Source organism: Nocardia ninae NBRC 108245, from assembly GCF_007990755.1.
GTDB lineage: Bacteria > Actinomycetota > Actinomycetes > Mycobacteriales > Mycobacteriaceae > Nocardia > Nocardia ninae.
Genome location: NZ_BJXA01000046.1, coordinates 24,483 through 48,138, shown reverse-complemented (window position 1 = coordinate 48,138; position 23,656 = coordinate 24,483). Strand labels below are relative to the sequence as shown.

Sequence of the window (23,656 nt, the reverse complement as noted above, 5' to 3'; positions counted from 1 at the left end):
CCGAAAACCGCTGAGCCACCCATCGAACGGAGCTGTCCGCGTCGCCGGTCGGGTCCGCAGTCCGCACCCGCGCCACGATTTGCACGCACATTTGCAAGCACATTTTGATACCTCTGGTGTCAGACTCGATGTCGTGAATGCAGAGCAGCGCCTCGAACACATCGAGCCGATCAGTACCCGCGAGAGCACCAACATCGGCGATGTGCCGACGGTGCTCCGTCGGATGTTGGGGTTGCGCCTCCAGCAGTTGCGGAAGGAACTGGGGCTCACTCAGCACGAGGTCGGCAGGCAGCTGTACCGGACCGGCTCCAAGGTCAGTCGGATCGAATCCGGCATGGTCGGCCTCAATCGGCTCGACGTGGTCGAGTTGTTGAACTGCTACGGCGTCACCGACCCGGAGGAGCACGACCGGTATCTGTCGCTCGTGCAACTGGGCAACCGCCCCGGCTGGTGGCACAGCGACAGCGACTCGCTCCCTAAAGGATTCGAACTGCTCAGCCTCGAAGCGGCCGCGCGCACGATCCGCTGCTACGAACCCGCGGTCGTTCCCGACCTACTACAAACACCCGAATACGCAAGAGCGGCACTGTGTTTGCGGAATCCGGCCCGCCCCGTCCACGAGATCGACAAGCAGTTGGAGGTGCGCCTGCAGCGGCAGCAGATCCTGCACCGCGACAATCCGCCCTACCTGTGGATCCTGGTCGAAGAGAGCGCATTACGTAGGCAGATCGGTGGTATCGCGGTCTGGCGGGCCCAACTGGAGTACCTGGCGCGGTGCATCCAGAAGGAGAACATCGTGATCCAGATCGTGGACCAGACCGCCTTCGGGCCCGCGATCATGGACAGCGCATTCGTCTACCTGCGCTTCGCCGAGACCCTGCTGCCGGATGTCGTGTGTATCTCGCAACCGACCAGCACGCTGTACATGGAGGGTCAGGACAACATCGTCCGCTATCTCGATATCGCTGAAACTCTCGCCCGGCACTCCGCACGACAGAGCGAGACCCCTCGACTCCTTCAGGCGCTGCTGGAGACCGCGTGAGCACCCACCCGCCGCAGGAAGAGCGCAACCCACAGCCGAGCCCACCACCGGCCGCGCCGCCGTGGCCGGAACTCGTCGCCGCCGTGGCCACCGCCGCGCCGGTCGGCTTTCTGGTCGACTGGCCGACCGCGGTGCAGGTCTTGCTCACCGTTTTCGCGGGGCTGACCGGCGCACGCCGGAGCGCGGACCGCGAATGATGCCTAGTCCGATCTTGTACGCTCGGCTGGTGTCCGACAGCGGATTGTGGGAAGTCAGAACGCTGTTCGAGTCATTGCTGGACGAGCCTGCGGGCTGGGGTGCCGCGCAGTTCGGACCGTGGTTCGCCGAGCGTCCGCAGCTGATCGCCGAACTCCATGAATACGGTGTGCGAGAAGGGCATCGCCTGGAGTTGCCCGCGGAACAGCGTTGGGGCCTGTACGCGGTGAACCGGTTGGTGGACATGCTTCTTGTGCCACTTCAGCCGCACTATCTGGAGGCCGCGTACTCGGGAGCGTCGCCGTCCGCCTGGACCGAGTTCACCGAATTGGCCGGAGCAACCTCGATCACCGAGGGGAAGTTTCACCCGTTCTTCCACGAAATCGTCGACGTCGTCGAGTCCGACGACCCGCGCGAACCACCCACGATCATCGACCAACACTGGCCCGGCGCATTCGTCGGAAACCTGCTGCTGGTCCGTTCCGGCGTCACCGTGCGCGCCGGCTCGGCAGTTCTGGACCAGCAAGCCGCCGCCCGCTCCTGTATGTACTTCACCTTCTGGCGCTGCTACCGGGACGTGCAGGACTTGTCACACAACTGGGGTTCGAATTCCCAGTGGCGCACGAGCTTTCGCCGTGACTACTACGTCGGCGGCGAACTGCACTACAACAGCGATGCCCAATGGGACGACGACCCCATACCGCACGACGAGGACCTCACCCCGCAAGAACGACTGGACCTCCTGCGTTTTCGCCATGGCGTGCTGCGCGACCTCGGCACCGATTGCTGGCCCTACGACGACTATTTCGTCGAACACTGGCGCTGACTGCGGCGGCTGATCGCTTGCCCGACAGGGCAACTCGATCAGCGGGTCAGCACTTCCCGTATCGCTCGACCAACGGCTGCTCAGCCGGGCTGGGTGGGCGGTCACGATATTGGCAGTCGCCGATCGTGATTCGCAGGCTGCGGTCCGGGTCGCTGCTTGCCAGGCTGTCGCGGCTGGTAGCCAGGTAATCGACGGCGGCCGGGCCCAGTTCTGCGACGATAGGCAGATGCTTCTCGGCCAGGAGTTTCGCGTCATCGAAGTTCGATGACTGGAGTTGCTCGCTGACGTGAGGGCGCGTTGGGTATGAACGTGGCTCGGATCGTGTCACCATATGCACACTGTGGGGCAGGGTTTGGTCCTCGTTGAGTCGTTGCCAGACCGAGAATTCGAGCTCGCTGGGGTACCGGTTGTCCATGCGCAGAAACCCGCTCTTGCGACCCCAGGCGCCGACCTCCCATTCAGCCCCCGCCAGTTCAGGGAACTCCCGTATCAAGCGCCGGTACGTTTCGCTCACCGCGCGGAAGTCGTTCGCGTCCAACGGCTTCAAAGAAATATGGCCGATTCCGTTGTGGCCCTTTGCGATAAGGTCACCCGGCCCGAAGTCATCGCAACAGTACGAGTCCCACTTGTAGGTCCATGCCACCTCGTCCTCGGGAAAAGCATGGCTCAGCGTGTGCCATTGGACAGCGCGGTCCGGCGCCGCAGCCAACCCGTCTCTCCCTGCCTTGAACGAGCTCGGCTGCTCGCCCCAACGGATTTCGATATCAATCCGCCGCCGCTGCAAACCGGATGCAGCCGCTATCCGGTCGCGGAAAACCTCGATCACCGCCTTGGTCTGCTCGGCCGACGCATCCCCGGCCAGCACGACCACCGTCGAGAAGTTTGTGTCGAAATCGGTCGAAACCTGGTGTACCCCTGGCATCCGGTCGAGTGCAGCCTCGATGCCTCTCGACTCCTCGGTCCCCCTGCTGCAGGAGCAGACGACTATCCCGACCAGCGCAATCACGGCCCACCTGAACCGCAATCGACGCCGACCTCCCGCACGGTAGCGTCGCGTCGCGCAGTTGAGCTTCAGGTTGAACATGCGGTGAACATAGCGGGACTGCGACGAACTCGCATTCAGCCGAAGGGTTTCTCGCCGACGAATCGGGTCAGCGCGGCCGCGAAGGCGCGTGCCTGGTCCTCGGGCCAGGCGGCCAGGTGTCGGTCGAGACGGTCGGCAAGGCGCTCGCGCATTACCTCGACCGCCCGCTCACCGCGATCGGTCAGTCCGAGCAGGGTCGCGCGGGCATCGCCGGGATCCGGTGCGCGCCAGACTAATTCAGCCTGTTCCAAGCGTGTCGCATGGCGACTGGTCACCGAGCGATCCAGTCCGATTTCGGTGGCGAGCGCGGCCGCGCTGCGCGGTCCCCAGCGGGCCAGTGCGCTGAGCACCGGATAGGTCGTGGTGTCCACCGCCGGATCCAAGCCCTCGGTGAGTTCGGCGTAGATACCTTCCCGGGTTCGCCTGCGCAGCAATTCCGCGATCGCCGCAGCGACCTGGGCGCCGGTTCCCTGTTCCGCCATGTCACCAACAATAGCGTGCATCGAGCACGCATCTCGGGTATGGTCAGATGCGTGCATACTGCACGCAAATAGTTGAAGGAGACAGTGACCATGACCGCCCCCAGCACCGACATCGCGACCGCGCTCACCGACCTGCTGTTCGATCGGCAGATCGATGTCGACACCGCTTTCGCGCGGCACTTCACCGGCGACTACCGCCAGCGCACCGACGGCGTCTGGAGCGACCACGCCGAATTCGTCGAACACATCACCCATTTGCGCGGTGTGATCACCGAGGGACGCGTCGAGGTGCATGACGAACTGATCTGCGGCGACCGCTACGCCGACCGGCATACGGTCCACATTTGTAAGACCGATGGCAGCGAAGTCGTCTTCGAGGTGCTGGTATTCGCCGAACTCGCCGCCGACGGCCGCTTCCGGCAGATCATCGAGACCACCACCATGCTGTCGGGCGGAGCCGAGGATCGGGGGCTGGGTAGCGCCCGGTGATAGGGACCACTTCGCAGCCAGCGACATCGAATGGCGCTTACGGGTCGTCCACCAGGATGAGACCGCCGGGCGCGGAACATCCGCTACCGCCGATTATCCAGTGGTAGGAACTGATCGGCGTTGGCATTATTGAGCAACTGTTGGTGGTAGGTGTTCATGGGGGAGGGGATTGAGTATGTCCACGGTGCGGCGGTTTTGGATCGAATTCGACGTGGAGCGCGATTCGGATTACTGGATTGCGCTCGTCCAGGGCGTTGGGGTAACCGGCTTCGATGAGAAGGACTGCTTGTCGATGGTGGCGGATCTCCTTCCCGCCGATAAGGAATTGCCCCCGGTGCGCCGCATCACGGTCGACATCTCACTGGCCCAGCCACTTCCGGTGAACCCGCCCAATCTCGGGGTCCCGGTGTGGCGAGGCGTGTGGTACCCACCCTGGAACCTTTCGATCGGACCGATCTGGCGCTCTCGGGGTGTGGACCGGACGGCCGAACGCCCCGGTATTCCAACGCCTGTCACAGGTACCTCTCCCACTTGGTGGGACGAAATCCCGCATATCAAAAGCCTATTGCTGCCGCTGGTATACATGCATCAACCCAAGTTCGATGATCAGAAGTGGGAAAGCCTTACCTGGATGGAGCGCGCCAGGTCGGCCGCGGATCCGACCCATGCGGCCATGGTGCGCGAAGCCCTCGACTACGTGATCGCGCGGCGCCCGACTCCGAGCGAGTGGTACGACCCGACCGGTGCCTGGTTCCTCGAGCAGCAGGAACTGGACGAGTATCTGCGGGCCTTCCGCGATTACTTGTTCGGAGATCGCTCGGAGCCGATCTCCCCTCCCTGCAACGAACGGCCGCTGCCCGATGCTGGGGGACAGGAAGTCCTGTAGTGCAGACCGGCGGGTGGGTCAGCTATTTGTCGAACTCGCGTACGAACGCCAGCAGCTCACCGCGCCCCATCGACGTGGACCCGTTCTTCGAAACCAGCGCGCGCCAAGCCGATTCGGCTTCCTCGAACGCCTCGTCCAGCGGCACGCCGTTGGCCCGCCGCAGCGCGGTCAACCCGAACGTTGTTGTCCCGCAGCGCGAGACATGGGTGGCAGCAGGTGACGAACAGGTGCTGGGCTGTTGGTGCTCAGCGACGACGACCTGGAGCAGCTGTATCTGGAACCGTCCTGGCGGGGATGTGGGCTCGGCGACCAGTTCATGGATCTGGCGAAACGGACGAGCCTCGGAACTTTCCGGGCGGCTGTGCCTCGACGCGCGCATTTCGACTGCCGGCGCACGTGCCGAGGTGTGTGAGTATTACGGGCGCCAGCGAGGCCTCGCGCGGTTACGGTCTTCTCGTGGTGTGGTTATGAGGAAGTCGAATCAAGTCCATCACGAGGTGGCCGGCAGCGCGCCGTTCCAGTTAGCGGTGCGGGTGGGCCTGGTGGCGTACGGCGTAGTTCACCTCCTCGTGGCGTGGGTCTGCGTTCAGGTCGCGCTCGGCGACCTCGACGGCGACGGGGTCGGGAAAGCGGACAAGACCGGCGCGCTGCAGAACCTCGCGGAGAACTCCGGCGGCGAATTCGTGCTGTGGCTCATCGCCGTCGGGCTCGGAGTCGCCGTGCTGTGGCAGTTGCTCGAGACCTTCACCGGCGCGCGGAACAGCCGGAAGCAGAAGCTGCTGCGCGCGATGAACTTCGGTGAGGCGGTTCTGTTCGGCTCCCTGGCCTACAGCGCGGCCAAGCTCGCGAACGGGTCTCCGGCCTCGTCGACCGACCAAGCGCAGCTCGGTCTCATCGGCAGCCTGCTCAGCAAGGAGTGGGGCAAGCCGGTGGTGATCGTCATCGGGCTCGCGATCGTAGTCGCGGGCCTGTTCGTCGCCCGCCACGGCTGGTCGAAGCGGTTCCACGAAGAGCAGGACTTCAGCAACGCGAGCCGGTCTACGGAACGGGTCGTGATCCGGCTCGGGCGGGTCGGGTACGCGGCGCTCGGTGGGGTGTACGCCGGCGCCGGAGTGCTCGTCATCGTGGCCGCCGTGCAGAGCCAGCCGCAGAAGGCGACCGGGCTGGACGTGGCGCTCAAGACCCTGGCGGCCGAGCCGTACGGCACCGTGCTGCTGCTCATCGTTGCGGTCGGCCTGGCCGCGTTCGCGATCTTTACCTTTCTCGACGCCCGGTTCCGCAAGGTCCACTAGCCTGACGGTCTGAGGCGCGTGGAATACCAACAGCCTGAGGGCTTCTGGCGCCGACCGAACGCCCGCTATTGCCGAGAAGCGCGCATCCACGTGGACGCGCGCTTCTGCCGATGTGCGTGCGATTGCGAGACCGCTGGCTGGTCGCCCGGCTCATGTGGAGGAATTGTCGGTCGGTGGCTGGTCGTAGAAGATCCGCTCGAGGGTCTCTCGGAGCGGTCGATCCAACGGCTTCCCGCCGGTGTCGAATCCTGGCGCCGGATTGTCGGAAAAGCCTCCGATCTGCTCGCTCTGGCCGTCCGCTGTCGTGGCCCAGACCTCGGTGTCGGCGGGACGCCAAACGGCCACCGTGTCGGGATAGTGAGTCAGTTCGGCCAGCATGGAATCCGGCCCGCGGAACGTCAGGACGATCTTGCCCGCCGCCGGGAATTCATACGTCATTGCTTCGGGCTCGACGATGATCGAGAACTGATGGCTGTCGGGTTGGGCTGTCACAGCCAATCGGAACTCCATCAGCCGATCATGCCCGACATCCGAGCAAGTCGACTGTTCAGTTCGTATCGTCGCGGTCCCTAGGTAAGAGCAGGACCGAGCCCCGGCCCCGCCAGGCATAACAGTTCGTTGCGAGGGTCCTCGGTTTACGAACGCACGGACATGCCGCAACCGCGCGTCTCGAACCAGCTGACCGGCACGCCCGAAGATCAAACGGCTCAGGCGATCTCGGCGTCACGGCGCACTGAAATAGCCGAATACCGTGCACTAGGGGAGCGTGGCATCGCGCCGACGCTCGGTTCAGGTGGCCCTGTCCGGCGTCGACTGGGCAGACAGCAGCGACGCCAGCATGCCGATGCCGTCAACTATGTCGCCCGAGCGTGGTGCGGTGGATGGGTCAACCAGCCGCTGCCATGCGACACCGGCGATAAGGGCCAGGTAGACCGAGCCGAGTGAGCGAACGGCGTGCTCATCGACTTCGGTAGCGGTCGCATCCTTACCGGTCAGCCAGGAGACACCACCGATTCGTCCAGCGATTTGGTTCTCCGCCAGCACGGTCCGAAGGTCCTCGGACTGCTGGGCGTGCAGGACAGCTTCGAAGTGTGAAAGCCACATCCCGCGTTGGGATTCGAAGGTTTCATCGAACTGTTTCCACATGCTCCGAAACTGGGTGGCGGTGTCGGCAGACGGCGACTGGGCGATCGCGGTGCGGAAGGTGGTGAGTCGTTCTTCGACGGCTTCGATCAGCGCCGCGGTGAGCAGAGCTTCGCGGGAGCCGAAGTGGTAGAAGATGGCGGCGTGGCTGACTCCGCCTGCGGCCGTAGCGATGTCGCGGGCGGTGGTGTTGGCCCAGCCGCGTTCCTCTAGGCAGCGTCGCGCGCCCCGTAGTAAATCTTCTCGATTGCCCACGTAGTGCAGCGTACAGTCCTTGTCATCCACTTGGTTGAACCATATGGTCAAACCGTATGGTCTAAGTCTGAGTCGAAGGGTGTGGTGAAGGTGCGCAATCCGTTCTCCGTTGATGGGCAGTTCCCGAGCGTGGTGGTCACCGCCGTGGCGGCCTCGACCTCGATCGCTGGTGATGCCGAGGGCACGTGGACTGGCCTGCTCGCTGGACAGTCGGGTATCGAGCGGCTCGACGAGCCCTGGGTCACCGAGCATGACCTGCCGGTACGGATCGGTGGACCGCTGAAGGTGAGGCCCGAAAGTCTTTTGACCCGTGTGGAATTGCGTCGTCTGGCCTATGTCGAGCAGCTCGCGACCGTACTCGGGCGGCAGGTGTGGGCCAACGCCGAAAGCCCGGACGTCGATCGAGATCGCCTGGGCGTGTCGATCGGCACCGGCCAGGGCGGTGGCGACGCGGTCATCCAAGCTCGGGAGAACCTCATTTCGGCGGGCTACCGACGCGTCTCCCCTCTGGCGGTGCAGATGATGATGCCCAACGGACCTTCGGCCGTCGTCGGCCTCGAGCTGGGCGCGCGAGCGGGCGTCGTCACCGCGGTATCAGCTTGCGCGTCGGGTTCGGAGGCGATCGCGAACGCTTGGCGGATGATCGCGATGGGCGATGCCGACATTGTGGTCACCGGCGGTGTCGAGGGCTATATCGATCCGGTGCCGATGGCTGCCTTCTCGATGATGCGCGCGATGAGCACTCGCAACGACGACCCGAAAGGCGCGTCGCGGCCATTCGATTCGGCTCGCGACGGATTCGTGTTCGGTGAAGCAGGCGCGCTCATGGTGATCGAAACCGAAGAACATGCCACCGCCCGAGGCGCGACAGTCTTGGCGCGTCTACTCGGCGCCGGCGTCACCTCGGACGGATTCCATCTCGTGGCACCGGATCCGGAGGGTGCGGGTGCTGCTCGCGCCATCACCCGAGCGATACAGACCGCAGGCCTCACGCCCAGCGACATCACCCATGTCAACGCCCATGCCACCGCAACACCTATAGGCGATGAAGCCGAGGCCCGAGCGATCAGCACCGCCATCGGCAACCACCCTGTCGTTTACGCGCCCAAGTCCGCGCTCGGGCACTCCATCGGCGCAGCTGGCGCGCTCGAGTCAGTCCTCACAGTCCTGGCCCTGCGCGATCAGACCATCCCACCGACACTGAACCTCGAAAACCAAGACCCAGCCGTCGAGCTCGACATCACCTCCTGTGACCCGAGGCAGCTACGAATCGACTACGCAATCAACAACTCCTTCGGCTTCGGCGGCCACAACGTCGCACTCACCTTCGGCCGACGCTTATCCACATCGGCTTTCCGAACGCACTCAAATGCCGCGAGCGGCGCGTCGGTCGGCCTCCAGAATGCTTGCCTGGCAGGGCTTTCAAAACGCGGAAATGCCGAGAAGCGCGCGACCCGAGAACGCGCGCTTCAGCTCGAGCCAACTCGTGGTATCACGTGATGCGAAGCCTCGCGGGATCGTCCGATCGCTGTCTAGACGACCTGGAAGATCTGGTTGGCGATCATGTATGCGTCGTCTGCCGAGGATCTGTTCAGCGTGAACGACGTCTCGAACGGGCGAGCATCGAGAACTCCGTCCCGCATGAGATTCCCAGTTACCCGGAGAAGCGCAGAGACGTCGGTGTCCGCCTGAACATCGATCGCGTTGACGTTGTACCCGGCTGGTGGCAGGCGGAGGAGACCGGCTTCGGAGTAGAGCCGATGACCGAAGTGGGTGCGCCCAGCCGGGCATACCAACCCGATGGGTCGTAGTGATGCAACGTCCGCACTGTCAGCCCGGACTTAGTCGCGAGTTCGCCGACCTTCCACACCTGCTCGATACCCGTCTCGTCCATCCGCTTCCGTCTCACTTCCACCGACGCACCTCGCGCGGGTACCGCCGACGCTAAGGCCTGACGTTACGTCAGGAGCAAGCCGAAACTTCTCGTTGGATCGGGCTTCAGTAACGCTACGGAAGACGTCCTGTACTGCCGCGTTGCGGGGGCGCTGGTCGAATGCCCAAACCGAATGGCGGACAGTGCTTCTCAGCGGGCGCTGCGCCCGTCTGCGGCGTTGTCGGCAACGATGTGCTGGGCTGGCAAGGGCTGCCAGGTCACCGGTACCTGGCGCATCAGTAGCGCACAGTCGAGTTTCGCGCTGCCCGGCGGGAACCGGTCCGGGTCGTCGAAGATCGTGGACCGAACCGATTGGATGTCGACGGGCTCGACCTGCCATGCGTCTGTTCGGAGCTCGAGCCCGTCCAGGCGTTGGCCGCCTCGGGTGGCCGAGAATCCGGCCGAGCCCTGCCTGAAGAACTCCGATGCCTGCGCGAGATCGGCGAACAATTCGCTGCCCTGGAATCGCACGGCGGTTCGGACGTCGACACTGACGGAGATGGTTTCGTCGCGGGTGCGGTAGGCGACGTGCAGGTCCCGCGCTGTTTCGCGGACGTCGAACCGCGCGGCGTGGTGCTCGCCGGGAAAGAGTCGCCCACCGGCCAAGACGTTGATCAGCGAGCCGCTGTCGCGGCGCGCGATATACACACCGGTCGAATGTCCCTGCGGGCCATCCCATTCGACAGCGATGCGATGTGCGGCGTTCTCGGTACGCAGTCCGGCCCAGCCGGGGAGTGCACTGGGCCGGAACTGCCCGAGGCGGATCAGGCAGATGCCGGCGACTACCCAGCCGTTGACCAACTGCGGTCGCATTGTCGGCGGCATCAGGGCTGCGGCGATCGCGGGGTCGACTCGGTAGTTCACAAGCAGGCGGCGTTCTATGACGCTCGACATTCGCGGTGGTCTCATCCGGTTTCCCCGTTCTCGGTGTTGCGGGCTCTGCGCTGCCTGACGATGACCTGCTCAGGGCAGATCGTGCTCAGAAATCTGCCGACGCACAACGCCAGTCGCTCCTCGACCAGCGAGTAGAAGATTCGATTGGCGTCTCGGCGTTCCCGGACCAGCCCGGCTGCCTTGAGCACGCTCAAATGCCGGGAGATCGAGGGGCCACTGATCGGGAATCTCGCGGCGATGTCACCCGCGGTCAACTCGCCGGAGCGGAGGTCTTCCAAGATCTGGCGGCGCGTCGAATCGGCCAGCGCGCGGAATACTCCCGCTTCGTCGGCAGGATCGATCTCGGTCATGCGTTGCAATTTAGCACTCTAGCTAAATAGCGAACAAGGGCCGCGACAGGCAGTGTCGACAAGATCACCCGTCATATCACGGCCCGACGCGCGCGCTTCGTCGTCTTACGTGCAGGAGCAGTAGGCACACTGATCTGCCGATGCGTGGGCTCAGTTGGTGGTGCAAGCTTGTTCTCGATGCTGGACGCGGGGAGGGGATTTGATGTCGGTTGCGGCTGTAGTGGCTCATGCTCAGGCGTTGTGGGCGGAACTGGCGGTAGTTCCGGTTTCCTTTACGCCCAGCCGTCTGCACGTGGTGGTATCGCCGAGGTCGCTGATGTGTCCGGCGGGATGGGTCGGTGCGGTGGTGTTGCAGGGTTCGGCGATTGCGACTGCACCCGATACCGTTGTGGCAGAAAAGGTTCGAGCCGCTGGATGTCAGATCCCGGTTGCCGAGGTCGTCGATGTGGAGCGGTTGCGCATGGTGCTGTCTGTTGCCGAGGTGCGTGGTCCTGCGGCGCTGGCCTACTGCAGCGTGGAATTGTTTCGGCCGGTCACTGTGGGGGTGGAGAGATTCGAACGGGTGGCGCTCCAAGATGGGGCACTGGGTGAGTTCTTGGCGTCATCGGGGGAAGTCGACCGGGACGAAAGTGGGTTGGACGAGATCACCTCGTCGGCGTTCGTCGTGCGTTCGGCGGGTGTGATCGCCTCGGCCGCAGGGTATCGAGTTTGGCCGAACCGCACAGCGCATGTCTCGGTGCTGACCGCGCCTGATCGGCGTGGTCACGGCTTCGCTCGGGTGGCTGCCTCGGCAGCGGTAGAGCACGCCCTGGGGCAGGGTTTGGTCCCGCAGTGGCGTGCCCGCTCGGCGGAATCCCGGCGGGTTGCCGCTGCCCTCGGGTTCCGCGAACTCGGGGCGCAGCTGAGCTTTCGGCTGAATCCCTTACTCGGAGAAGATCAGGTCAGGTGAATCCGGGCCGGCGGCGGAGCCATCCTTGCCTTCTGTGAGCGAAGCATCCGATATTGCCGCATGGCGCGCGTTGGGCGGCCGTCCAGATCGGTTGGCTGACAGCGCTTCCCAACGCGCGCAAAGGCCGATGCGCACGCAAGTCTGCACTGCGTCGTCAGGACCGTTTGTAGCGATAGGGTGTTGTTAGTTCGTGGATGATTCGTGCGGCGCCCCACGTGTCGAGGCCGTGGGCGATCACGCTGAACAGATCCGAGATACGCAACAGCTGCGCGTGGTCGCGCCACCCCGCACACGGATGAGTGAGGTCCTCGTACACAGCGAAGAACCGGTCCGAAGCCGGCGATCGGGGCTGGCACCACAGCGCGGCCAGGTCGATCTCAGGCCAGCAATAGGACACCGCGGGGTCGATCAGCGGGAGTCTGCCTGAGCCGTCGGCGAGGATGTTTCCCGGGCCGGGACACGTACCGCCGAGCTGTGCGAGTGCTTAGGGATTTCCTCCTCGTTAGAGCCAATAGTGCACGCCCAGGCCGGATCACACCGCGACAGCACCTCAGCGCACGAGTATCCGCTCTTGCCGAGGACCGTGCTGGAACGAGATCAAGGTTGGGTGCAGGCATGGTCGCGATTGAACGAGCCGACGCTTCCGGTGCCGGTGGGGAGGTTGCGGGTGGCGTCTGCGTATGCCTCCCCCGGGGTCGCCCCCTTACCGAAGCCCACGATCGGGAACCCTGCGACGATCGCGAGCGGACTCGTCACGACTGCACCGCAGCCGTTCGCGAACGTCACCACCATCCGGCAGTCGATGATGCCCTGACCCTTGCACGCTCGGTCGGCGGCTCGAATGGCGTCGGCTTCTGTCGGGTGGTTGACCGAAAACGCGTAGACGTTGCCCCACACACTGAGCGAAGCGGCGCCCCAGTTGACCGGGTCGGCGGCGGCCGGTGCCGCAAGAACGGCAGCGGCGCTCACCGAGAGCGCGGCGGCCGCAAAGGATTTCTTGAACATGTGGCGTGCTTCCTCTGCGCGCCGACCAGGGTGCGGCGATCGCATGGAAGATACCGCAGCGCATGGACTCGAGATCGCCCCAAGTCTTGGGGGCACGGCAAAGGCCATCACGAACTGCGGTGTTAGTGATGGATCTGTCGAAACCGATCTAGTCGCCCTTGGCTGCGGGAGCGCCCTCGTCGGCGGCTATCGCCTCACGCAGCGACGGACGCGGTCAACTATGACGACGTGTGGCCCGGGCGAGAGTCGTGGGTGCGGCGGATTCGGTCCCTTCGATCTCCGGGTACACACCGACGCGACAGTCGATGCGTATTGGACCCAGTCCGGGCGACCACTGCGGATTTCCGTCAGCTCTGCCGCTGCAGAAGAGGTTTCGGAGGCCCTCGACGAGGTCGCCTGCCGAACACACTCCTGCCGCATGGCGCGCTGACCGAGCCGGCCGACTCGGGATTGTTCGACGGTCGACTCCGAGCTGACTCGATCGGCGATGAACCTCGCTACGCAGCGTGCCCTCACGAGACCGGGAGGCGACGGCGGAGCGAGATCAGAGACCGCAGGGCGTGCCGGCCACGTCCAAGGCCGCGGTGAGAGCGGGATCCCCCATCACCCTGTCGAAGTCGTCGAGGTTCGTCGCGGTCTCGAGCCGACTCAGGTGTGCCGCAGCAGTATTCAGCGCGTCTTTCAGCGCGCCCGGGTCTGCGGCGTCCGCCACGACGCGGAGTTCCCCCGCGGTGTCGAGGTAGATCCCCCGCAGTTCGGAGAACGAGCCCGCGCCGCCGAGTGCTCCGAGCCGGTTGTTCAAACCGGTCCAGGCCTCGTTGAAGGCAGCGCATGTCGCCTTGTCGTCGACCGCTCCCGCGGTACCGGCAACCGCCATGAGTCCGCAAGTGACGACCATCAGAGCCGACACGATAAGAGCTGTTCGTCGCATGGGCATATCCCTTCTCCTGAGGCGATCCCCGGCACCGAACATCTTCTCAGCACAGCGAACTGGTGTGCGACGCGGGGGGAAAGAGTCCGGCCCGCACCGTGCAGGCATCGGCGGACGGCCGTTTCGAGGTTGAGCCTTACCGACGCTGTCGTGCCACCAGATCGAAGTCCGGTGCGACGAGCGTCCTGGTCCGAAGACCCAGTCGACCCGTCCCGCCGCTCGCCGCTCGGCTCGAATCGGCGGCGGGTGTCCGTCGGCAAACGTCCCGTAATGCCTGCGGGTTCAGGCGGTCATCGCAACACTTCGTTGAGCGCTTCGCGTCGCGCTCTCACGGCTTCCCGTCAGGCCCTGACCGACTCACCTCGACCCGGCACCCGGTCGGATTTCAGGTGTTTCAACGACGATGTTCGTCCGAAACCGTTGCCGGGAGCGGATGATTGCTGCTCGATCCGGATAAAGCGAGTGCGTGAAGCCTCCTACTGTTCCTGCGAAATCGGTTGTGCAGGAGGCGAATATGGACAGTCATGACGGGTCGCGGTCAGTGGTGATCGTGGGGGCGGGCGTTGCCGGTCTGACGGCGGCCGCCGCGTTGGCCCGCACGGGTTGGCGGGTGGAGGTGGTCGAGGCCGATCCGGACCGGTCGACCGCGGGATGGGGCTTGTGTCTGACCGGTCCGTCGCTGCGCGCGTTCGAGGAACTGGGCGTGGTCGACGCGTGTCTGGCCGAAGGCTATGGGATGAGCGCGATTACCCATGTCGACGTCGAGGGCATGCCTGCCGACCGGGTGGGGCTGCCGCGGCTGATCGGCGGGCAGCGACCGGCGATGGTCGGCATCGCCCGTGCTGCACTGCACCGCATTCTGTATGCGGAGGCCGAACGGTGTGGGGCGGTGATACAGCACGGTATGACCGTGACGGTGGTGGAGCAGGCGGCCGACCTGGTCGAGGTGCGGATGTCGGACGGCACGGACCGTGATTCCAGTGTGAGCCGCGCCACGCCGCTGTGCTGTCACAGACCCGAGCCGGTCGGCATCTTGTGTTTGTTCAGCACACCACACAAGTCAGGACGAGACCATGAATACTCGAGAGCACGCGATCGCATTGGTTACCGGGGCGAACAAGGGGATCGGCCGAGCGGCGGCCCAGCAACTCGCCACGCTGGGAATGACAGTGCTGGTCGGTGCCAGGGATCCGCAGCGCGGTGCGGAGGCCGCGGCGGCGATCCGCGCAGCCGGCGGCACAGCGCATGCGCTCACCGTGGACGTCACCGATGCGGCGACGGTTCACGCGGCGGCGCAGGAAATAGCGGAGCGGTTCGGGCACCTCGACGTACTGATCAACAACGCCGGTATCAGTGGTTCGGGCCAGGTCGATCCTGCCGATGCCGTCGACCAGATTCCCAGCACCGTCGATCTGGGTATGGTGCGAAACGTCTTCGAAACCAATGTCTTCGGCGTAATCGCGGTGACCAATGCCATGCTGCCGCTGCTGCGCCGGTCGTCGGCACCGCGCATAGTCAATGTCGCGAGCCACGCCGCGTCGCTCACCTTGTTCAGCGACCCGGACGGTCCATTCGCAGCGCTGTTGCCCTCGGCTGCGTACTCGCCGTCCAAGTCCGCTCTGCTCTCGCTTACCGTCAACTACGCCAACGAACTGCGCAAGGACGGCATCCTGGTCAATGCTGTGGCCCCCGGTTACGTGGACACCGACAGCAACAACCACACGGGCTTTCTCACGGTGGAGCAAGGTGCCGCGATTCTGGTACGCATGGCCACACTCGGCGCGGACGGAACAACCGGTGGATTCTTCAGCGAAGAGGGCCCGGTTCCGTGGTAGCCGATCCCGCGACGCCGCACCTGCGCGGGAGGCGGACTGATCATGACCGGTGTTCAGACAGTCCGGGTTTCACCCGTGGGGTGGATCAGCTCGCTGACGGTTGTGGCGTAGGAGCAGGCGGCTCGGCTGCGGACGTTGGCGCCAGGGTGGCCTGCGGCATCGAGGGGGAGATGGGTAAGCGGGCCGGTGGGGATCCACCACAGGTGGGGGAGGTGTTGGGGGTCGGGCGGGGGAGCGGCGAGTAGGCCTAGCTCATGCAGGATGGGCTCGGACAGCACGGTCCATAACCAGCTGAGGGTCTCGGTGATCGATTGCTGCGCTGCTGATTGTTCGGCGGATGACAGGCGGGGGTCGGTGGAATTGGTTACGGCGGTGCGGAATTGGCCGGTGCGGGCGGTCAGTTCTGTCTCCGAAAGGTCGGGGAGTGCGATCGTGCGTAAGGCGGCGTGCTCGATGATCAACGCGTCCGAGCCGAGTCCGCTGACGTTCACGACGATGATGGGGCCCGTTTGTGGTGCTGCGGCGAGTAATTCAGCGACATCAGGGGGTTTCAGGAAACCGTGCAGTCCGGGTACCTGGCGGATTTCGGCGATCAACCGATGCCACTCCTGTGCGGCGTGGCGCCGCTGTTCGCCGGTGGGAGCTCCTGGTGAAGCCCTGATGAAGAGCTGTGGCGCGGAAAAGCCCGCTGTTTCAGGTTGATTCAGCACGTGGCTGAGTTCGTCGAAGCGTTGGGCCAGCCGAGGTTCACGTTTCGCGAGTTCGATGCTGTGGCGGTGCAGTATTCCGTGGCCGTGCTCCAGTATTCGCAGCGCGTGCTCCGGAGCGGGTGGACCGATGCGGAGCGCGCACGCGGCCGCGTCACGGGTCAGTCCGGTGAAGTCGGCGAGTAATCGCGCACGGTCGGTCATCGGGAGCGTGCGCGCGGCGAACTGGGGTAACAGGTCCACCGCCATGTCGAATGTTTGGTGCACGAGCCTGCTGGTGGCAGCCGACACGGTAGCGCCGGGAACGGTCAATCGCCGTGCGGCAGCGACTCGTTCGGGTACCGAGACGGTCGAGTCGCCCGCGATCTGCTGCCATCGGCGCGTGGCATCGTCTGCGACGGAACCGGTGAGCCCAGCCCGCAGCGAATACGCCGTCGCGGCCGACGCCCGAGCGCGCGAATGCAACACGTGACCGGCCGGTGCTGCGGCGCAGGCTCGTTCGGCTATTCGCTCGAGCCGCTGCAACTCCCGGTGTCCGCGCCGGGGCAGATCATCGGCCCGGCGGTGTAGCTCCAGATGATCGTCCGGAATACCCCAGCGGTGCAGGAAGCGGGCGCGCTCGACCTCGGCATGAACGAGGCGGCGCTCCGCCGGATGGGCATTCGCCCGCGAAGCGATGCGCGCCCGCCGCATCGCGGTGGCAGCCTCCGCGAGATCGGTCGGATCAGAGCACTCCCGAAACCGTTGCAGGAGTAGTAACGCCAGGTTGATGTGGTATCGCGCCCACAGCGGATGAGACCTGGCTCGGACACCGTGCGGCAGCTCCGCCACCGCCTGCTTCGCCAACAGGGTCGCCTCGTCCAATACATCGGCGTCGGCGTCTCCCCAAATATGCTGTAGCCGTAGCGCATCGGCGAGCGCGGAGGCGGCTCCCGGAACCGGCGCTCCGCGACGTTCGCCGTGCGCGAGGGCTTCTCGAAGCAACTCGACCGATTCCCGGAGTATCGAAGCGTCACCGGTCGCGACGGCTTTACCCAGCAACGCACCGGCCAGCGAGTTGAGCCGAGGTCCGCGGAGCTCATGGTCGGCGGGCGTGCCTCGCAGCGCGGCCCGGCCGGCGTGGATGCCGTCGTCGAGGTCGACCGGTTCGCCGACGCAGCGCCACCGGGACAATAGTGCGCCCGCCAGATTCGCCGAGAGCGCGGGCAGCATCGAATGGCCCGCCGGCGCGTGATCCAAGGCCTGACGGAACAATTCGATCGCGTGATCGATATCGTCGCGGGCGCCGAACCGTTCGAATCGCGCCCACTCGGTGAGCCCTAAACCGTTCTCCGCCGCGCTACGGAGTTCGGGCTGCGCCGTCGCACACAGGGGAGTGGCGAACACATCCGCGGCACGTTCGAGCAGCTTCAGCCGACCGGTCTGTTCGTATTGCGCGAACAGCTTTTCCGCTTCGGTGATCGCCGAATGCCCGCTCGTATCGCGCATGGGCGCGCAGATATGCAGGTGGACCTGTGGGTCGCCGCAGATGAGCGCGTTGAACTCGCTCAGCGCCCGACCGTGCTCGGTGCCGGTGATATTCAGCGGCTGCCCATCCCAGATGGCCAGCAGCGCATCGAGGTCGGGACCGGGCGGTCCGTTCGCGATCGTGCGCAGTTCGTCACCGAGCTCACCGGGCGCAAGTTCCATGGCGGTGCGTAAGTTGTCCATGTCCGGTCTGTTCGCGTTGTCGCGCAAGGTCTTTCACCCACTGTCTAGAGGTGCTGTTCGAACCGCGACGGCGGCCCGCGTTCGGCTGTACCTTCAAACGTGATGTCGTTGAGGCTAATTGGCGACAGCAGGTAGCCGAGGCCGATTGGCTACACGCGATTCTTGGAGGCGCCATGTCGAGCACCGGCGACGGACCGGAACCTCAGGCTTTGCTCACCACGGTGCCCACCGGACTGCTCTTCGTGACCCTGGCCGTAGCGGGCACCGCGCTCGGCCACCGCCACTGGTACGAACTGCCGGTACTCGTTCGCGAACTGGACTCGCTCGCCCGGCATCCCGGCGCGCAGACACTCGGGATCGTGCTGTTGACCGCTATCGCCGTGCTGGTGGCCGCTATGGGATGCGGTCTGGTGGTGCAGATGCTCGCCGGAGTGACCCACCAGCTGTGGTCGCAGCTGTGGCCCGCGCCGCTGCGTGGCTTCGGCAGATTGCTCACCCGCTGGCGGGCGCGGCGCTGGATCGCCGCGGGCCGCGCCCTCGACCTGGCCTGGCGCAACACCGCCCGCGGTCAGGCAGGCCAACGCCCGCCGGGTTTCCTCGGCACCGAGGACACCGCGCGGCTCAACGCCTTACGGAACCGGATCTCGCTGACCGAACCGCGCCACCCCACCTGGATCGGCGACCGCATCCGCTCCACCGACAACCGCGTGCTGCACCACTACGGCCTGGACCTCGACTCTGCCTGGCCGCGGCTCTGGCTCATCGTCCCCAGCGAGACACGAAGCGAGCTCCGGTCCGCGCGGGCGCGCTACGACGCCGCCACTCGCCTTGCGGCATGGTCGATTCCGTACCTGCTGCTCGCCGTGTGGTGGTGGCCGTCGGCCGTGCTCGCGATGATCATCGCACTGGTGGGCGGCCGCCGCGGCCGCGCTGCCATCGATAGATTCTGCGCACTGGCCGAGTCCACCGTGGACCTTTACGGCCGAGACCTCTCGGCCGCCCTCGGCCTCCCGGCCGGGGAGGGAGCCATTCAGCCGGAAACCGGCCAGTTGATCACCGCGCATCTCCGCAAAGGAGCCTGACCAACGGGTGCCCGCCGGTGTGCTGGAAACTCGGGTGGAGAACGGTCCGGTTGTCCGATAGGGTGCGATATCGCGGCCACGGGGGTCGATCGTGCCGTCGATTTCTATTGAGATTTGCCAGTTTCGGGTAGCGCGTGCCCGGGCCGGTTGGGGGAGATTCGCCGCGAATCACCGCACGGACAGGTCGTCGGCTGGCGTACGAGGAGGTACCGATGCCTTACGCGATTCTGGGTCTGCTGACGCTCGCGCTGTGGATCTACTGTCTGATCGACATCATCACCTGCCCCGACGCGGGCATTCGGCACCTGCCCAAGTTGGGCTGGCTGATCGTCGTCATCCTGCTGCCCACCGTCGGCGCGCTGCTCTGGTTGTTCGTGGGGCGCCCGCTGCACGAGTCCCGTCCGCGCTCGACCACCGGCTATACCGAGTACGACCGCCCCGGCCGCTATGTCGCGCAGGATCCGGCGGCTGACGAGGCGTTTCTGCAGAAACTGCGGGAGCGGGCCGAACAGCAGCGGGCGGAAGCCCGTCGCCAGGAAGCCGCTCGGCAGAGCGACGAGGATCGGCGTCGTGAGCAGGGCGAACAGCTCTAGGTTGCCGACAAACAACTTGCTTTACATGGTATTTCGTTGTAATTCGGCACGGACGACGGTGTGCGTATTTGTGATATCCGTCAGCTATTGATGCGCCATTGACAACCGGCGCATGAATGCTGAATTCTTGGCGCCTGACGGGGCATGGGTCGAACCGGGACTCGAAACACCGCCGCCGTACGTCTTAGGAGAATTATGACCCTGCCGCAGTGGCCGGACCATGACATCACCCAGCTACGCGAGGTCGCCGACAAGATCGCGACGCTCATCCAGCGCAACGCCGAGGGTAGTGGGGGATTGCCTCGCTTCGTCGACGCGTTGCAGCAGAGCGGGCCGATCGCGGACCTGCTGATCGAGTACTCGGTCCGCTGGTTCAACGACAGCAGGGGCGAATCGGTCCTGCTCGGGCCGGAGCTGTACTGGGTACTCACCGAGACCGTTTCGCCGGAAGATCGCGGCGGTGAGGGATACGGCCAGCCGGCCACGAACTGCCATCCGGTCACCCGCACCCGGCAGATGCTGTTGATCTGTGTGCTGGAAAAGCTGTCCGCCCGGCCGTGGCACCCCGAGCCGGGCGAGGACTCCGCGGCGGCGATCGTGAAACATCGCTACAGCAACAATGCGGTGCCCTCGCTGCCGACCAGGGTGACGCAGCCCGCGGGTGTCGAAGGCGTGATCACGACCTCGCAATTCACCTAGCGCGCGGCTTACGCGGTCATTGCGCCGATACCGAACGGGCCTCGGTCCGAGGCTTGTTGCGCCGAACACGGTCACGCCCCAAGGGGTTTCGATGGATGCAGTGCGGTACATGCCACTCGTCCAACCAGGTCGGCGACTGCTCTGGCGTTCGGTCCAGCCGGCATCGCTGCCGGATCTGGTTGTCTGCGCCTGAACAAGAGCGCTAAGCCATGGCTGGGCGTCTCGACGCCGCAAAACGCCGATCTGGGCCCGGTTGCCGACCCCGATGTTCGGCGGGTCCGGCAGAAGTTAGATTAATCTGTCGTATCAGCGCGTTACCATCAAAAGCAGACGCGGTGAAGTACACGATGTGAAATTGCGTGGTTCCCGTCGAAGATCTCCCAGTATCGGAGTAGAAGCTTATGGTCGGACAGCCCGGCTGGGTCGGCGTCGAGCCGAGTGTCGCCGACCGCGGTCCGACCGCACTTCGGATCGCGGTCGGCGGCCAGCTGCGCAAGTTACGTGAGGCCAGTGGCATCACGCCGCAAGTCGCGGGCGAGCACATCCGCGGCTCGTACGCCAAGATCAGCCGGCTCGAACTCGGGCGGACCGGCTTCAAGGAACGCGACATCGTCGACCTGCTGACCCTGTACGGGGTCACCGATCCCGAGAAGCGGGCGACCTTCGTGGATCTGGCCCGCAAGGCCAACGAGCCGGGCTGGTGGCACCGATACAACGATCTGCTGCCACAATGGTTCGAGACCTACATCGGTCTGGAGGGCGCCGCGCGCACGATCAGAACATTTGAGGGCCAACTCGTTCCAGGGTTGCTGCAGACCGAGGACTACGCCACCGCCCTGGTCGCGGTGGGTCACGAGAACACCGAGGCCGCCCAGGGCGGTAAGCGCGGGAACATCGACGTCAACTCCGCCCGACGGGTGGAACTGCGTACCAAGCGCCAGCGAATCCTGGATTCGGGGAACGGGCCGATGCTGTGGGCGGTGCTGGACGAGGCCGTGCTGCACCGACCGGTCGGCGGGATGAGGGTGCAGCGCGAGCAGATCGAACATCTCGTGGAGATGTCGACCAGGCCCAGTGTGACAATTCAGGTGCTGTCCTATCGGTCCGGTGCGCACGCGGCGGCGGGCAGCTCGTTCACGATGCTGCGCTTCGCCGAGCGCGAACTGCCCGACATCGTCTACCTGGAGCAACTGACGACGGCGCTCTACCTGGATCGCCGGGAGGACCTCCACTTCTACCGCGAAGTGATGGACCGGTTGGCCGTGCAGGCGGAGACGCCGGAAGACTCGCGGGAGCTGATGAGCGCCGAGGCCGCGCGGTTGGCATGATGATGTCCGCCACTGCAGCGCGGTTGTGATCCGCCCTGCTGAGGCGCGATCACAACCGCTCGTCACCGCCGCGCGGAAGTGATCACGCCCAGCCCGGATCTCACGGCGTCGCGCAGAGCGCGGTGTCGACAACCCGATTGACGTTGCGAGTGGATTCCGCTGCCTCGGGCACCTGATTGACGGTCACCGTGACCGCACGCCCGTCGCTGGTGACACCGCCGCGGGTCTCGAAGCCGTCGATGTCGCCGCCGTGGCCCCAACTGTCCGCGCCGCAGGGCAACTGGCGATACATGAGGCCGAGTCCATAGCCCTGGTTTCCCGAAATGGGCAGGGGGACAGTCTTCTTCATTTCGGCTAGCTGAGCGGACGGCAGCAGTTCGCCGTCGAGCAGCGCGACGAAGAACCGGTTGAGGTCCGCGCCGGTCGCGACCATCGCGCCCGCCGCACCGGCGTACGACACGTTCTGGCGGGTGTAATCGACCAGCTCGCCGCCCGACTGGAGGTAGCCGACGGGATGGGGGCCGCGGATCTCGGTTTCGTCGGGTTCCGGAAAGTAGGTGTCGCGCAGACCGAGTGGTTCGATGATCCGGTGGGTGATCGCCGCGCCGACCGACTCTCCGGTGATCTTCTCGATGATCATTCCCGCCAGTGCGTAGTTGGTGTTGGAGTACGCCCACTGGGCGCCGGGTTCGAAATCGGCGGGCGCGGTCATCACGTTGCGTACGATCTCGGCGATATCCTTTGTCCCCCAACGCACATCCTCGGAGGGCGAGGCGATCTGCCCTGGCTTCGGCGGCGCCCCGAACTCGGCCGCGTATTCCGGCAGGCCGCTGGTGTGCTGCAACAGATTTCGGACCGTGATCCGATTCCCGTCGATGCCCGGACCCTGCACGACGCCCGGGAGATACCGTTCCACCGGTGCGTCCAACTCGACCTTGCCATCGGCCGCCAACTGCAGCACGACCGTCGCCACATAGGTTTTGGTATTGCTGCCGATCCGCACTCGGGCGTCGTCCTGGAACGGGGTGCCGTGTGCGAGGTCGCCGGCTCCGGCCGTCCCCGTCCAGACCCCGCTCCGATCGGTGACCACGATCTGCGCCCCGGGCAGGCGGTCTCCGGTGATCAATTGGTTCAAGGCCTCGGTGACCTGTGCCCGCTGCCCGGCCTCGGCGGCGGGCTCGGCTCGAACGGTCTCCGTGGAATCGCATGACGTCGCCATGAGGGCGACCAGTGCCCCGACTACCGCCACGGTGCCGAACGAACGATGACTTACCTTGGTGCGCAAGGTGCTTCCTCTCTGCTGCGGACTCCAGTCACGCTATGAGAGATAGGCAGGTCATCGTCAGCTGGCAGCCCCCCGTCTTCCTGGTAGTGCTGGCACCACCCCGGTGGGGGCGGTACCAGCGGCGCAGTAGTTGCTCGGGTGTCTCCGGATCGCCGGTCAGACCCCGTCCACGGCTAGCGTCCCGAACCGGCTGACGTTCGCATGGTTGTGTCCGTCGGCGCTGGTGATCACGACCTCGGTGGGGTTGGTCAGGGCGATGGCGCAGTAGTTGTCGCGATCTTGCTGGACGCTGATGGACAACAGGCGGCGGTCGGTGGCCGCCTGCCACTGTTCCATGGCGTCGTACAGTCCACGCATGGACGGATTCTCGAAGTAGACGAGGTTGCGCTTGTTCATGTCCGACATGAGACCGGTCTCCGTTCGGGTCGTGGGGCAGGTCGGCGAGGCCGCCCTTATCCATCGTAGACCGTTACGAATAGTGTTCTGAGGCAATATATTTCGAGCATATCAAGCACATCGAATTGGCCGGATCCAGCATATCGACTACGGACACGGACACGTCGCCGGTTCGCCGGGATGACTTTTGTCATGGCCGATCCATGCGGTACCTCATCGGGATTCGATGACTGCGCTTACTACTGACCGGGACCGGAGTCCGTGA

Annotated in this window: 25 protein-coding genes and 1 pseudogene; 14 read left to right on the top strand and 12 right to left on the bottom strand. The window is 65.1% G+C overall.

Annotation, left to right across the window (positions count from 1 at the left end; genetic code table 11):
- Positions 1–133 precede the first annotated feature (133 nt).
- The 3 genes from NN4_RS27935 to NN4_RS27925 are packed head-to-tail and all read left to right on the top strand — an operon-like array spanning position 134 to position 2,063.
- Positions 134–1,042, top strand: a complete 909-nt coding sequence (locus tag NN4_RS27935; protein WP_147137602.1) for a helix-turn-helix domain-containing protein — start codon at positions 134–136, stop codon at positions 1,040–1,042.
- Positions 1,039–1,239: a hypothetical protein gene (locus NN4_RS27930; RefSeq protein ID WP_147137599.1), complete on the top strand. Its 201-nt coding sequence runs from the start codon at positions 1,039–1,041 to the stop codon at positions 1,237–1,239. Before NN4_RS27935 ends, NN4_RS27930 begins: the two co-directional genes overlap by 4 nt.
- Positions 1,240–1,268: 29 nt before the next feature.
- On the top strand, positions 1,269–2,063 hold the full coding sequence (locus NN4_RS27925) for a hypothetical protein (RefSeq protein ID WP_147137596.1): 795 nt from the start codon (positions 1,269–1,271) through the stop codon (positions 2,061–2,063).
- Between the two features lie 46 nt (positions 2,064–2,109).
- Here NN4_RS27925 and NN4_RS27920 read toward each other — a convergent pair whose 3' ends face one another.
- Both NN4_RS27920 and NN4_RS27915 read right to left on the bottom strand, forming a co-directional pair.
- Complete coding sequence (locus NN4_RS27920; RefSeq protein ID WP_147137593.1) at positions 2,110–3,147, bottom strand: heavy-metal-associated domain-containing protein; 1,038 nt, start codon at positions 3,145–3,147, stop codon at positions 2,110–2,112.
- Positions 3,148–3,182: 35 nt separating this feature from the next.
- Positions 3,183–3,629, bottom strand: coding sequence for a MarR family winged helix-turn-helix transcriptional regulator (locus NN4_RS27915; protein WP_147137590.1), 447 nt, complete (start codon positions 3,627–3,629; stop codon positions 3,183–3,185).
- A 90-nt stretch (positions 3,630–3,719) separates the two neighbouring features.
- On the opposite strand from NN4_RS27915, the gene NN4_RS27910 reads away from it, so the two are divergent.
- Positions 3,720–4,118: a nuclear transport factor 2 family protein gene (locus NN4_RS27910; protein ID WP_147137587.1), complete on the top strand. Its 399-nt coding sequence runs from the start codon at positions 3,720–3,722 to the stop codon at positions 4,116–4,118.
- A 175-nt stretch (positions 4,119–4,293) separates the two neighbouring features.
- Positions 4,294–5,004 (top strand): hypothetical protein, encoded by a 711-nt coding sequence (locus tag NN4_RS27905; RefSeq protein WP_147137585.1) that lies wholly within the window; start codon positions 4,294–4,296, stop codon positions 5,002–5,004.
- 22 nt (positions 5,005–5,026) lie between these two features.
- Here NN4_RS27905 and NN4_RS45225 read toward each other — a convergent pair whose 3' ends face one another.
- The gene (locus NN4_RS45225; RefSeq protein ID WP_186818669.1) at positions 5,027–5,176 is read right to left on the bottom strand and encodes a hypothetical protein; all 150 of its coding nucleotides are present in this window, start codon (positions 5,174–5,176) and stop codon (positions 5,027–5,029) included.
- A 295-nt stretch (positions 5,177–5,471) separates the two neighbouring features.
- On the opposite strand from NN4_RS45225, the gene NN4_RS27895 reads away from it, so the two are divergent.
- Positions 5,472–6,296 (top strand): DUF1206 domain-containing protein, encoded by an 825-nt coding sequence (locus tag NN4_RS27895; RefSeq protein WP_147137582.1) that lies wholly within the window; start codon positions 5,472–5,474, stop codon positions 6,294–6,296.
- Positions 6,297–6,446: 150 nt separating this feature from the next.
- On the opposite strand, the gene NN4_RS27890 is transcribed toward NN4_RS27895, so the two are convergent.
- Both NN4_RS27890 and NN4_RS27885 read right to left on the bottom strand, forming a co-directional pair.
- Positions 6,447–6,806 (bottom strand): hypothetical protein, encoded by a 360-nt coding sequence (locus NN4_RS27890; protein ID WP_147137580.1) that lies wholly within the window; start codon positions 6,804–6,806, stop codon positions 6,447–6,449.
- A 279-nt stretch (positions 6,807–7,085) separates the two neighbouring features.
- A complete protein-coding gene (locus tag NN4_RS27885) occupies positions 7,086–7,694 on the bottom strand; it encodes a TetR/AcrR family transcriptional regulator (protein ID WP_147137577.1) in 609 nt (202 codons plus the stop codon).
- 90 nt (positions 7,695–7,784) lie between these two features.
- Between NN4_RS27885 and NN4_RS27880 the strand changes: the two genes are divergently transcribed.
- The gene (locus tag NN4_RS27880) at positions 7,785–9,194 is read left to right on the top strand and encodes a KasA/KasB family beta-ketoacyl-ACP synthase (protein WP_147137574.1); all 1,410 of its coding nucleotides are present in this window, start codon (positions 7,785–7,787) and stop codon (positions 9,192–9,194) included.
- A 583-nt stretch (positions 9,195–9,777) separates the two neighbouring features.
- Here NN4_RS27880 and NN4_RS27870 read toward each other — a convergent pair.
- Complete coding sequence (locus NN4_RS27870) at positions 9,778–10,521, bottom strand: DUF2071 domain-containing protein (protein WP_246181124.1); 744 nt, start codon at positions 10,519–10,521, stop codon at positions 9,778–9,780.
- A gap of 11 nt (positions 10,522–10,532) precedes the next feature.
- Positions 10,533–10,871, bottom strand: coding sequence for a metalloregulator ArsR/SmtB family transcription factor (locus NN4_RS27865; protein ID WP_147137568.1), 339 nt, complete (start codon positions 10,869–10,871; stop codon positions 10,533–10,535).
- A gap of 388 nt (positions 10,872–11,259) precedes the next feature.
- Between NN4_RS27865 and NN4_RS27860 the strand changes: the two genes are divergently transcribed.
- Positions 11,260–11,820, top strand: coding sequence for a GNAT family N-acetyltransferase (locus NN4_RS27860; protein WP_222595187.1), 561 nt, complete (start codon positions 11,260–11,262; stop codon positions 11,818–11,820).
- A 597-nt stretch (positions 11,821–12,417) separates the two neighbouring features.
- Here the strand turns inward: NN4_RS27860 and NN4_RS27855 are convergent.
- Positions 12,418–12,825 carry a DUF4189 domain-containing protein gene (locus tag NN4_RS27855; RefSeq protein WP_147137563.1) on the bottom strand — a complete coding sequence of 136 codons (408 nt, stop codon included), beginning with the start codon at positions 12,823–12,825 and terminating at the stop codon, positions 12,418–12,420.
- 544 nt (positions 12,826–13,369) lie between these two features.
- Complete coding sequence (locus NN4_RS27850) at positions 13,370–13,756, bottom strand: hypothetical protein (protein WP_147137560.1); 387 nt, start codon at positions 13,754–13,756, stop codon at positions 13,370–13,372.
- 514 nt (positions 13,757–14,270) lie between these two features.
- On the opposite strand from NN4_RS27850, the pseudogene NN4_RS46980 reads away from it, so the two are divergent.
- Positions 14,271–14,714, top strand: a pseudogene (locus NN4_RS46980) (FAD-dependent oxidoreductase); the annotation flags it as partial.
- A gap of 115 nt (positions 14,715–14,829) precedes the next feature.
- The gene (locus NN4_RS27840) at positions 14,830–15,591 is read left to right on the top strand and encodes an SDR family NAD(P)-dependent oxidoreductase (RefSeq protein WP_147137557.1); all 762 of its coding nucleotides are present in this window, start codon (positions 14,830–14,832) and stop codon (positions 15,589–15,591) included.
- A gap of 53 nt (positions 15,592–15,644) precedes the next feature.
- Here the strand turns inward: NN4_RS27840 and NN4_RS27835 are convergent, their stop codons facing one another.
- Positions 15,645–18,008, bottom strand: coding sequence for a hypothetical protein (locus NN4_RS27835; protein ID WP_147137554.1), 2,364 nt, complete (start codon positions 18,006–18,008; stop codon positions 15,645–15,647).
- Between the two features lie 173 nt (positions 18,009–18,181).
- Here NN4_RS27835 and NN4_RS27830 point away from each other — a divergent pair, with 173 nt between their 5' ends.
- The 4 genes from NN4_RS27830 to NN4_RS27815 all read left to right on the top strand — a co-directional run bounded on the left by NN4_RS27830 (position 18,182) and on the right by NN4_RS27815 (position 21,710).
- Complete coding sequence (locus tag NN4_RS27830; RefSeq protein WP_147137550.1) at positions 18,182–19,090, top strand: hypothetical protein; 909 nt, start codon at positions 18,182–18,184, stop codon at positions 19,088–19,090.
- A 212-nt stretch (positions 19,091–19,302) separates the two neighbouring features.
- Positions 19,303–19,683 carry a PLD nuclease N-terminal domain-containing protein gene (locus tag NN4_RS27825; protein WP_147137547.1) on the top strand — a complete coding sequence of 127 codons (381 nt, stop codon included), beginning with the start codon at positions 19,303–19,305 and terminating at the stop codon, positions 19,681–19,683.
- A 195-nt stretch (positions 19,684–19,878) separates the two neighbouring features.
- Entirely contained in the window at positions 19,879–20,382 is a 504-nt protein-coding gene (locus tag NN4_RS27820; RefSeq protein ID WP_107655771.1) for a hypothetical protein, read from the top strand.
- Positions 20,383–20,783: 401 nt separating this feature from the next.
- On the top strand, positions 20,784–21,710 hold the full coding sequence (locus NN4_RS27815) for a Sco1979 family transcriptional regulator (RefSeq protein ID WP_147137543.1): 927 nt from the start codon (positions 20,784–20,786) through the stop codon (positions 21,708–21,710).
- A gap of 100 nt (positions 21,711–21,810) precedes the next feature.
- Here the strand turns inward: NN4_RS27815 and NN4_RS27810 are convergent, their stop codons facing one another.
- Both NN4_RS27810 and NN4_RS27805 read right to left on the bottom strand, forming a co-directional pair.
- The gene (locus NN4_RS27810) at positions 21,811–22,995 is read right to left on the bottom strand and encodes a serine hydrolase domain-containing protein (protein WP_222595186.1); all 1,185 of its coding nucleotides are present in this window, start codon (positions 22,993–22,995) and stop codon (positions 21,811–21,813) included.
- Between the two features lie 156 nt (positions 22,996–23,151).
- Positions 23,152–23,391 (bottom strand): hypothetical protein, encoded by a 240-nt coding sequence (locus tag NN4_RS27805; protein WP_246181123.1) that lies wholly within the window; start codon positions 23,389–23,391, stop codon positions 23,152–23,154.
- Between the last annotated feature and the right edge of the window lie 265 nt (positions 23,392–23,656).